Below are 10027 nucleotides of genomic sequence, written 5' to 3' on the forward strand. Positions count from 1 at the left end.
ACGGCCGCTCCCGAAGGAGCGGGCCGCCCGGAGCCGGTTTCGCGGTGCCGGTCAGAGACGGAGCGGTCAGAGACAGAGCAGAACGCTCGCCGCCGATACGCACGACAGCAGGCTCACCGTGCTGGCGCCGCCGCCGTCGTGACGCTCCTCGGACTCCATCGTCTGCAGGTCGAGCAATGCCATAGCGTGTCCTTTCCGGGGACCGAGCGGCCCCCCCGGTGTAGTCGGGGACGGGGTGGTGTCACGACTCCGTCAAACGCGCAGCCGTGTTCTGGGGGCCGCCGGTGGCGGCGGGAGGAACGGCAGGTGGGCGGCGCGGTCGCCGTCGAGGGCGGCCGTGAGCGCCAGCAGGCACCCGGCGGTTCCGGTGGCGAGGTCCATGGACAGCCGCATCATCTGGTGTCCCGGGAAGGCGAGTTGGCCCTGATAGGCCATGGCGAGCCAGCCGAGCCCGTCGATCTGCGCGGCGAGCCGGTCCGGTTCGGCGCCGGTGCGGGCGAGGTGCAGGATCATCCCCGCGCGGCCCTGGAAGAGTCCCGGCTGGGCGTAGAAGCGCGAGGTCGCGGCGGTGCGCACGGCGGCCCGGGCGCGCTCGAACGCGCCGGTCCCGTCGACCCCGTGGGCGAGCCAGTCGTCGAGCACCATGCCGATCCCCACGCTGCCGTCGCCGAGGTAGGGGAGTGTCCGCCACCCCTCGTCCACCTCAAGACCCCCGCCCTTCTGCACCACACAGCGGTCCAGGTCCCGGCGCAGTGCCTGGCCGGCCGCGGCCAGCAGGTCGGCGTCGCCGGTCCGTTCGTAACGCCGGAGCAGGAACAGCGCGGGCCCGGTCGCACCGCGCAGCAGTCCCGCGCGCTGCCGGGGCGTGTCCGGGAGCGGCTCGGCGAGCCGTCGTACGAGGATCCGCGCGGCCTCGGCGGCTCGCTCGCGCAGCTCCGGCTCGCCGGTCGTGTCGGCCAGGGAGTCCAGGACCAGGCCCAGACCGGCCAGACCGCCGTGCAGGTCGGAGGAGAGGCTGCGCCAGTTCTCCCGGAGGATGCCGTCGACGAGGTCCAGGGCGCGCCCGCGGTGGCCGAGCAGGTCCAGGACGTGTGCGACGCCCGCGAGACCGTCGTACAGGCCGAGCGGGGTGCCGGGCGGTGGCGGCGCGGTGTGGTCGAGCAGCCAGCGCTCGCCCTCCTCGTACCGTCCTGCGCCCGCCTGGTCCAGGGCGTGCAGCACCCCGGCCGCGCCGTGCGCGAGGCCGAGGCCGCCGCCGTCCCCGAACTGGGCGATGTCACCGGGGAAGAGCCGGTCGTCGCGCTCGGGGGTCGCGGCGGCGAGGATCGCCTTGACCATCGAGTCCCGGCTGTGCGGCCAGTCCGCCGGTACGACCGGACGCGCCGCCGGGGCGCCCCGGGTGATCTCCGCGACCGCCTCCTCCAGGAACGTGCCCGGCACGTCCGGGAACTGACCGGCGATCACGTCCGCGAGATGGGCCGCCTTGCCCCGGTCCACGACGAACAGCGTGGTCACCGGCAGGAACAGGGCGAGGCGCAGACAGGCCAGCGCGTAGCGGTCCACGTCGGTTCCCCGGCGGTCCGGCGGGGCGAAGAAGCCGGGATGCGCGACGACCTGACGGCCGTTCTCCTCGACGGGGGCGGCCGCCTCGAAGTCGACGAGGAACACCGACTCCTCGTCGGGCCCGACCATGATGTTGAAGACGTGCAGGTCGTTGAAGACGATCCCGCGCGCGTGCACCTCGGCCACCGCCTCCTCCACCCTCCGGTGGATCCGCAGTGCCCAGGCCGTGTAGTCCCGTACCGCCTCGGGATCCGGGTCCGCGGTGAGCAGCGGATGCCGTTCGGCGAAGAAGGCGTTGAGCGGACGGCCCTCCAGGAAGTCCATCACCAGGAACCGGTGCTCGCCCAGCGTGAACCAGTCCCGGACCTCGGGCACCACCCCGGTGCCGGCCACCGCCTCAAGGGCGGCCCGCTCCCTGCCCAGCCGGGCGACGGCGTCGGCGCCGTCCGCCGCGAGCCCCGCGTGCGGCCGGCCCTCCTTGAGCACCACCCGCCGCCCGCTCCGGGTGTCGGTGCCCGCGTACACCCCGCCGCCGTTGGAGAAGTGCAGCGCCTTCTCGATCCGGTACGGCAGCTCGCCCACCGTCGTCGCCTCCCGGGCCGCCAGCTGCGGCCGCAGGAACTCCGGCAGGCTCACCCACTCCGGGACCTGGAAGGCGGGCACCCGCCGGTCCGGGACCAGCCGCCCCGCGCCGTCCGTCACCGCTGTCACCAGCGCACCGCGCTCGTCGACGACATACCGGCGCGCGAAAGCGCCGTAGCGGACGTACAGCGGCCCGTCGTCCCACCGCAGGTCGGTCAGGATGTACGGCCCCTCGAAACCCTCCAGGAGCGCGCCCAGGTCGCGCAGCACCTCCTGTAGCCGGTCCTCGTCGGGCGGGTACACCGTGACGAACTTGCCGCTGGTGTCGCGGCCCGCGTACTTGGCGTTGCGCAGGTGCAGCAGACGCGGTCCCGGGACGAACTTGAACGGGACGCGGCGCGGCACGCAGTAGTCCCACACGATGGCCGCGATCCGCTCCGCGTTCGCCCGGGTGGCCGAGGAGTGGATCTTCCAGCCCTGGGCCGGCGACGGCAGCGGCGCGCCGTCCGCGGCCAGCGGGGTCATGGTCAGCCAGTCCCCGGAGCGGGCCGCGTGCCAGCCCTCGGGCACCGCGCGACGCGCCGTCGGGAACAGCGGCTCCGCCTCCGGGCCTGCCGTTCCGAGCCGGTCGGGCGCGTCATAGAAGTGCCCGTCCGCCAGCGCGTACACCTCGTACCGTCCGTCCATTGCCGCCCCCTCCGTGGCCGGGACCGACACTTCCAGGTGCCGCGCGGTCGCGGACAGTCATGTCTGTCACGAGATCGCCGTGCACAACGCATGGGTCACGTCATGTCCGGTGCGTTTCGAGCCCACGGGCCCCCGCCTTCCACGGAACGGTCACAGGGGCTGCGCAGACGCCTCATAAGCGCTGTAATGGCGGCGTGGTCAGTGAGGGCGCTGCGGTACGCGGAACGAGGACGGATCGCGCCGAAATCGCCCTCGAAACGCTCACTGGCGATCCCGGCGCACCCGATCGGCTCCGTCGCGTGCTCGAACAGGCGCTGGTCTTCGCCGGCGCCGCCTTCGCCGGGGTGTACGCGCCCGGCGACGACGGCACGGTGCTGTGCCTCGCCGAGTCGGCGGGCCTGCCCCGCACCCTGTACGGGCTGCGGGACGCCTACCCGGCCGTGGGGCGGTCCCCGGTGGCCGAGGCGTACGCCACCGGGCGGCCCGTCCGGCTCGGCCCCGAGGAGCTGGCCGGCTGCCCGCAGGCGCGCCGGACCCAGTCCCAGGAGTTCTGGCTGGCGGTCCTGCCGGTGCCCGGCGGCGCCGGACTCCTCGTCGCCGTCAGCGAGCGGGGCGACGGATTCGGCCCCGAGGACGGCGCCTGCCTGGACCTGGTCGCCGCGGCGATCGCCCTGCCCGCCCAGCCCGCCGCGGCCGCGGACACCGGCGAACTGCCCCCCGACGCCTTCACCCTCGCCATGGACACCGGGCGGATCAGCGTCGGCGACGGCATCCTCGGCCTCTTCCGGATGGGCCGGGACGAGTTCGACGGCAAGGTCGAGACACTGCTGAGCCGTACCGTGCCCGAGGACCTGCCCGCCCTGATGTCCGTCGTCGAGGCCGACCACATGTCCAGCGGCGACCGGGAGCTGGAGTTCCGGATCCTGCAGCCCTCCGGCCCGCCCAGGTGGCTGCGGCTCCGCGGCCACCTGGTGCCCGGCGGCAAGGGACACCCGGCCCGGCTGGCGGGTACCGTCGCCGACGCCTCCGCGTTCCGCTCGGACGTCACCGACGTGGCCCGCGTGCAGCGGCTCGCCGCCGCCCTCGCCACCGCCGTCACGGTCAAGGACGTCAGCCAGGCCGTCGTCACCGCCCTGCGCGGGCCGCTCAAGGCCGACCGGATCGCGCTCGCCGAACTGGAGAACGACCGCCTGGTCGTCACCGTCCTCGACCCGCCCGAGGCCGAGTCCTGGCCCGACCTGTGGCGCAGCGAATGGCGCACCGAGTGGCCCGACGCGCCCGTGCGCGCCATGCCCACCCTCGCCGCCGCCCTGCGCGAGGGCCGGGCGCAGATCTGGCCTGCCCGGGCCGCCCTGGAACCCGCGCTCGCCGAGGTCGGCCCCGGCGGCCTCGCCGTCCTTCCGCTGCCCGCCGGCGGCCGGACGGCCGGCGCCTGCCTGATCGGCTGGGACACCCCCCACGACTTCGGCCCCGACGAGCGTGCCCTGCTCACCGCCTCGGCCGGCCTCGCCGGCGAGGCCCTGATGCGGGCCCACGCCTTCGACGCCGAGCACGAACTCGTCGGCATGCTCCAGCGCTCTCTGCTGCCGCCCCGGATGCCCCGGCTGCCCGGTGCCGAGGCGGTCGCCCGCTACCTGCCCACCACCGAGGGCCTGGAGGTCGGCGGCGACTGGTACGACGTGATCCCGCTGACCGACAACCATGTCGCCCTCGTCATCGGCGACGTCCAGGGCCACAACGCGAGCGCCGCCGCCCTCATGGGCCAGATGCGCACCGCCCTGCGTGCCTACGCCACCGAGGGCCACACTCCCGACGTGGTCGTCTCGCACGCCAACCGGCTCCTCCTGGACATGGAGAGCGACCTCTTCGCCACCTGCTGCTACGTGGACGTCGACATGGAGTCCGGCACCGCCTGGTGCGTGCGCGCCGGACACCTGCCGCCCGTGCTGCGCCACCCGGACGGCACCACGCACATCGTCGAGGCCGAGGGCGGCCCGCCGCTCGGCGTGCTCAGCCAGACCGAGTTCCCCATGACCCAGCTCAGCCTGCGCCCCGGCACCCTGCTCGCGCTCACCACCGACGGCCTGGTCGAGTCCCCCGACGCGGACATCGACGACGGCATGGAGCGCTTCGCCCGTGACCTGGCCGGCTCCGACCCCGCCGACCTCGGCCTGGTCGCCGATGCCCTGCTCGGCGGCGCCCACCGGGCCGACGACGTCGCCCTGCTGCTGATGCGCTACGACGGCATGGCCGTCCGCCCGCTGCGCGAGAGCTGGACGGTGTGGCGGGTCCCGGAGGCCGCCCGGCACGCCCGCCGCTTCAGCCGCCGCGTGCTGCGCTCCTGGGGCGTGATCGACGACGGGATGGACGCCGCCCTGCTGGTGGTCTCCGAACTCGTCACCAACGCCCTCATCCACACCGACGGACCCGTCCGGCTCGACCTGACCCTGGTCGACCACCGGCTGCGGATCGCCGTCGCCGACGCCTCGCCGCGCAGCCCGGTGAAACCCACCAGCATCGGCTGGGAGGCCACCGGCGGGCGCGGCATCCTCCTGGTGGAGGCCGTGTCGGCCGCCTGGGGGACGGTCCCGGCCAGCGGCGGCAAGCAGGTGTGGGCGGATCTTGCCCTGGAGGGCTGATCACCCCCGCCCTCGACAGGCGGCGCGCGCCGACGGTCCTTAATGTCCTTCACGTGGCACACACCTTCGATGAACTCGTGGCGAAGCACCGCGCGGCCGACGCGGCCCACGAAAAGGTCCTGGAACTGCGGGACGCCTACGGGCCACCGGCCGGGCAGCAGCCGGGCGGTGCCCAGTCACAGACCTACGAGACCGCCCTGCGCGCCTGGCGCGACCTGGCCCGCGACGAACTGACCGCGGTGAACGAGTACGCCCGCGACGAGGGCCGGTCCAGAACCGAGGTCGAGGCGGAGGTGGAACGTGCGGCGGCCTGGCCGGAGGACACCTGAACCGGGTAAGAAAACGGGCCGGATGCCGCTGTCGGGCACCTGGTGGTCACATGGAGCCCGCACCAAAGCCATACTGTCGTAACCAGTCAGGAAATCAGAAGAACGTCTCAATCAGATGTTCACCTATAAGGTGTAGCGAATGAAGGCTTTGGTGCTCTCCGGCGGTGCCGGAACCCGGCTGCGGCCGATCACCCACACATCGGCGAAACAGCTCGTACCGGTGGCGAACAAACCCGTGCTCTTCTACGGGCTCGAATCCCTTGCCGCCGCGGGCGTCACCGAGGTCGGGATGATCGTCGGCGACACCGCCGCGGAGATCGAGGAGGCGGTCGGCGACGGGTCGAAGTTCGGCCTGAACGTCACCTACATCCCCCAGGACCAGCCGCTGGGCCTCGCACACGCGGTGCTGATCGCCCGCGAGTTCCTCGGCGACGACGACTTCGTCATGTACCTCGGCGACAACTTCATCGTCGGCGGCATCAGCGGACTCGTCGACGAGTTCCGCGGGACTCGCCCCGACGCCCAGATCCTCCTCACCCACGTGCCCAACCCGCGGGCCTTCGGTGTCGCGGAGCTCGACGCCGACGGCCAGGTGATCGGCCTGGAGGAGAAGCCGCAGGAGCCCAAGAGCGACCTGGCCCTGGTCGGCGTCTACCTCTTCACGCCGGCCATCCACGACGCCGTACGCGCCATCAAGCCGTCCTGGCGCGGCGAGCTGGAGATCACCCACGCGATCCAGCACCTCATCGACCAGCACGCCGACGTGCGCTCCACGGTGATCAAGGGCTACTGGAAGGACACCGGCAACGTCGTCGACATGCTGGAGGTCAACCGGACCGTCCTGGAGAGCCAGGAGCCGCGCATCGACGGCGACGTCGACGAGACCAGCCAGATCGTCGGCCGCGTGGTCGTCGAGGCGGGCGCGCGCGTCACCGGCTCCCGGATCGTCGGCCCGGTCGTGATCGGCGCCGGGACCGTCGTCAGCGACTCGTACGTGGGCCCCTTCACGTCGGTCGCCGAGAACTGCCGGATCACCGAGAGTGAGCTGGAGTTCTCCATCGTGCTGCGGGACTCCTCCATCGACGGGGTGGGCAGGATCGAGTCCTCGCTGATCGGCCGGCATGTCGAGGTGACCCCGGCACCCGGCACCCCCAGCGCCCACCGCCTCGTTCTCGGAGACCACAGCAAGGTGCAGATCCGTTCATGAATCTCCTCGTCACCGGCGCCGCCGGTTTCATCGGCTCCACGTACGTCCGCGGCCTGCTCGCCGCCGACGGCCCCGACGCGCCGCACATCACCGTGCTGGACAAGCTCACCTACGCGGGCACGCTGACGAACCTGCCCGAGTCGCACCCCCGCCTGACCTTCGTCCAGGGCGACATCTGCGACGCCGAGCTCGTCGACAAGCTCATGGCCGAGGCCGACCAGGTCGTGCACTTCGCCGCCGAGTCGCATGTCGACCGCTCCATCGACGGGGCCGGCGCGTTCGTCCGCACCAACGTGGTCGGCACCCAGACCCTGCTCGACGCGGCCCTGCGCCACGGCGTCGGCCCGTTCGTGCACGTCTCCACCGACGAGGTCTACGGCTCCATCGAGACCGGTTCCTGGCCCGAGAGCCACCCGCTCCAGCCGAACTCGCCGTACTCCGCCTCCAAGGCCTCCTCGGACCTGCTGGCGCTGGCCTTCCACCGCACCCACGGTATGGACGTCCGCGTCACCCGCTGCTCCAACAACTACGGGCCGCACCAGTTCCCCGAGAAGGTCATCCCGCTCTTCGTGAGCAACCTCCTCGACGGCAAGAACGTGCCCCTGTACGGCGACGGCAGCAACGTCCGCGACTGGCTGCACGTCGAGGACCACTGCCAGGGCATCGACCTGGTCCGCACCGGCGGCCGGGCCGGCGAGGTCTACAACATCGGCGGCGGCACCGAGCTCAGCAACAAGGAGCTCACCGGGCTGCTCCTCGAGGCCTGCGGCGCCGGCTGGGACCGGGTGGACCGCGTCGCCGACCGCAAGGGCCACGACCAGCGCTACTCGGTCGACTGGAGCAAGATCCACGACGAGCTCGGGTACACCCCCAAGCACGACTTCACCTCCGGTCTCGCCGACACCGTCGCCTGGTACCGCGACAACCGCGACTGGTGGGAGCCGCTCAAGGAGCGCGCCGCCCTGGAGTCCCGCAAGGAGCAGGGGAAGCACTGATGAAGTGGCTCGTCGCCGGAGCGGGCGGGATGCTCGGCCATGACGTGACCGAGGAACTCGCCCGCCGGGGTGCGGAGGTGGTGGCCCTCGGCCGCGCCGACCTCGACATCACCAGCGCCGACTCGGTCGCGGCGGCGCTCGCCGGGCACCGGCCCGACCTGGTGGTGAACTGCGCCGCGTACACGGCCGTCGACGACGCCGAGACCGACGAGGAGCGGGCCCTGCTGATCAACGGCGAGGGCCCGCGCCTGCTGGCCCGCGCCGCCGCCCGGCACGGCGCCCGCCTCGTCCACGTCTCGACGGACTACGTCTTCGACGGCGAGGCCCGCGCCGTCCCGTACCCGGAGGACCACCCGGCGGCCCCGCGCACCGCCTACGGGCGCACCAAGCTCGCCGGCGAGCGGGCCGTCCTGGAGGAACTCCCGGGCGCGAGCGCGGTGGTCCGCACGGCCTGGCTGTACGGCACGCACGGGAAGAATTTCGTGCGCACGATGATCGAGCTGGAGTCCCGCCGGGACACCCTCGACGTCGTCGACGACCAGCGCGGCCAGCCCACCTGGAGCGCCGACCTGGCCGCCCGCATCGCCGACCTCGGCCCCCGCCTCGGCCGGGACGAGCACGCGCACGGTGTCTTCCACGGCACCAACTCCGGCACCACCACCTGGTGCGGGCTGGCCCGGGAGGTGTTCCGCCTGCTCGGCGCCGACCCCGAGCGGGTACGCCCCACCACCAGCGAGGCGTTCGTCCGCCCGGCCCCCCGCCCCGCCTACAGCGCCCTCGGTCACGACCGGTGGGCCGAGGTCGGTCTGGAGCCGCTGCGGGACTGGCGGCAGGCCCTCGCGGAGGGGCTGCCCCTGCTCCGCAAGGAGATGTCCGCGTAAGGGCGTGACGCGCCTTGCTCCCACGCGCCGCAGGGCGGCCGACGGCTCACCGGGCCTGTCGGCCGCCCTGCGGCGTTTGGAAATAGCGGAGTGCGACGGACTTTTTCACGGGTAGCCGTGTTCGCCCCTTGTGGGTTGCCCCACATCACTACGATGATGCTTTGAATGTCTTGTGAGCCGGGTAGGGAAAGGATTTGTCCCGCGATGTCGATGCGAGCAACCGTGAAGTCCGTGCTGGGTAAGAAGAATGTGCGGATCCTGCGACGACTGAAGCGGCGCCTGACCCCCCGGCCGGTTCCGCCGGCCAAGCCGACGGGACTCGACGCGATCTCCGGTGATCTCAATAAACTCGCCCAGCACTTCAAGACGGACAAGTGGGGAATACACCGCTACACCCAGCACTACCAGCGCCACCTCGGACACCTGAGGAACGAGTCCTTCAACCTGCTGGAAATCGGTATCGGCGGCTACAACAGGCCAGGTCAGGGCGGGGCTTCGCTGCGCATGTGGAAGCAGTTCTTCCCCAAGGCGCAGATTTTCGGAATGGACATCCAGGACAAGTCATTTGTCGACGAGGAACGCATCACGACGTTCATCGGCGACCAGTCCGATCCGTCGTCCCTGAACGCCGTCGCCGACAAGATCGGTGAACTGGACGTCATCATCGACGACGGAAGTCACCGCAGTCCGCATGTGCTCACGACCTTCGCCACGCTCTTCCCGCGGCTCAAGGACGGTGGCATCTACATCGTCGAGGACACGCAGTCGTCGTACTGGCCCGAATGGCAGGGCAGCGAGGATCTCGACGCCAAGCACACCAGTATGGGGATGCTGAAGGGGCTGACGGACGGCCTGAATTATGAGGAATTCGTGACCGAGAACTATCAGCCGACGTACACCGACCTCAACATCGTCGGCGTGCACTTCTACCACAACCTGGTGATCATCGAAAAAGGCCGGAACGCCGAGGGCAGCAACAAGCGCAGCGCGCTGAAGCAGCGCTACGCGAAGTCCTGACACCGCGGCGCTGGGCGGGGAGCCGGGCCAGGGCCCGCACTGTGCCCCGGCGAGACCGCGGCCGTACCGCTGCCGTTCGAGGTGCCGGCGGACGGCGGTGAGGCGTGGCTGACGCTGCGGGTGACGG

General features: G+C 71.9%; 8 protein-coding genes. 6 read left to right on the forward strand and 2 right to left on the reverse strand.

The window, feature by feature from the left end:
• Window positions 1–66 precede the first annotated feature (66 nt).
• Entirely contained in the window at window positions 67–183 is a 117-nt protein-coding gene (locus AB0P24_RS44025) for a SapB/AmfS family lanthipeptide (protein WP_046732101.1), read from the reverse strand.
• 69 nt (window positions 184–252) lie between these two features.
• Window positions 253–2832 (reverse strand): class III lanthionine synthetase LanKC, encoded by a 2580-nt coding sequence (gene lanKC, locus AB0P24_RS44030; protein WP_365804420.1) that lies wholly within the window; start codon window positions 2830–2832, stop codon window positions 253–255.
• A gap of 194 nt (window positions 2833–3026) precedes the next feature.
• Between lanKC and AB0P24_RS44035 the strand changes: the two genes are divergently transcribed.
• The 6 genes from AB0P24_RS44035 (at window position 3027) to AB0P24_RS44060 (ending at window position 9900) form a co-directional block, all read left to right on the forward strand.
• Entirely contained in the window at window positions 3027–5471 is a 2445-nt protein-coding gene (locus AB0P24_RS44035) for a SpoIIE family protein phosphatase (protein ID WP_365804422.1), read from the forward strand.
• Between the two features lie 53 nt (window positions 5472–5524).
• A complete protein-coding gene (locus tag AB0P24_RS44040; protein WP_365804424.1) occupies window positions 5525–5800 on the forward strand; it encodes a hypothetical protein in 276 nt (91 codons plus the stop codon).
• A gap of 139 nt (window positions 5801–5939) precedes the next feature.
• Complete coding sequence (locus AB0P24_RS44045; RefSeq protein WP_365804426.1) at window positions 5940–7007, forward strand: glucose-1-phosphate thymidylyltransferase; 1068 nt, start codon at window positions 5940–5942, stop codon at window positions 7005–7007.
• Window positions 7004–8002 (forward strand): dTDP-glucose 4,6-dehydratase, encoded by a 999-nt coding sequence (rfbB, locus tag AB0P24_RS44050; RefSeq protein WP_181806512.1) that lies wholly within the window; start codon window positions 7004–7006, stop codon window positions 8000–8002. Before AB0P24_RS44045 ends, rfbB begins: the two co-directional genes overlap by 4 nt.
• Window positions 8002–8883, forward strand: coding sequence for a dTDP-4-dehydrorhamnose reductase (gene rfbD / locus AB0P24_RS44055; RefSeq protein ID WP_365804427.1), 882 nt, complete (start codon window positions 8002–8004; stop codon window positions 8881–8883). Before rfbB ends, rfbD begins: the two co-directional genes overlap by 1 nt.
• 204 nt (window positions 8884–9087) lie before the next feature.
• Window positions 9088–9900: a class I SAM-dependent methyltransferase gene (locus AB0P24_RS44060; RefSeq protein ID WP_365804429.1), complete on the forward strand. Its 813-nt coding sequence runs from the start codon at window positions 9088–9090 to the stop codon at window positions 9898–9900.
• The last annotated feature ends 127 nt before the right edge of the window (window positions 9901–10027 follow it).

It is taken from the genome of Streptomyces sp. NPDC086519 (genome assembly GCF_040686075.1).
GTDB lineage: Bacteria > Actinomycetota > Actinomycetes > Streptomycetales > Streptomycetaceae > Streptomyces > Streptomyces shenzhenensis.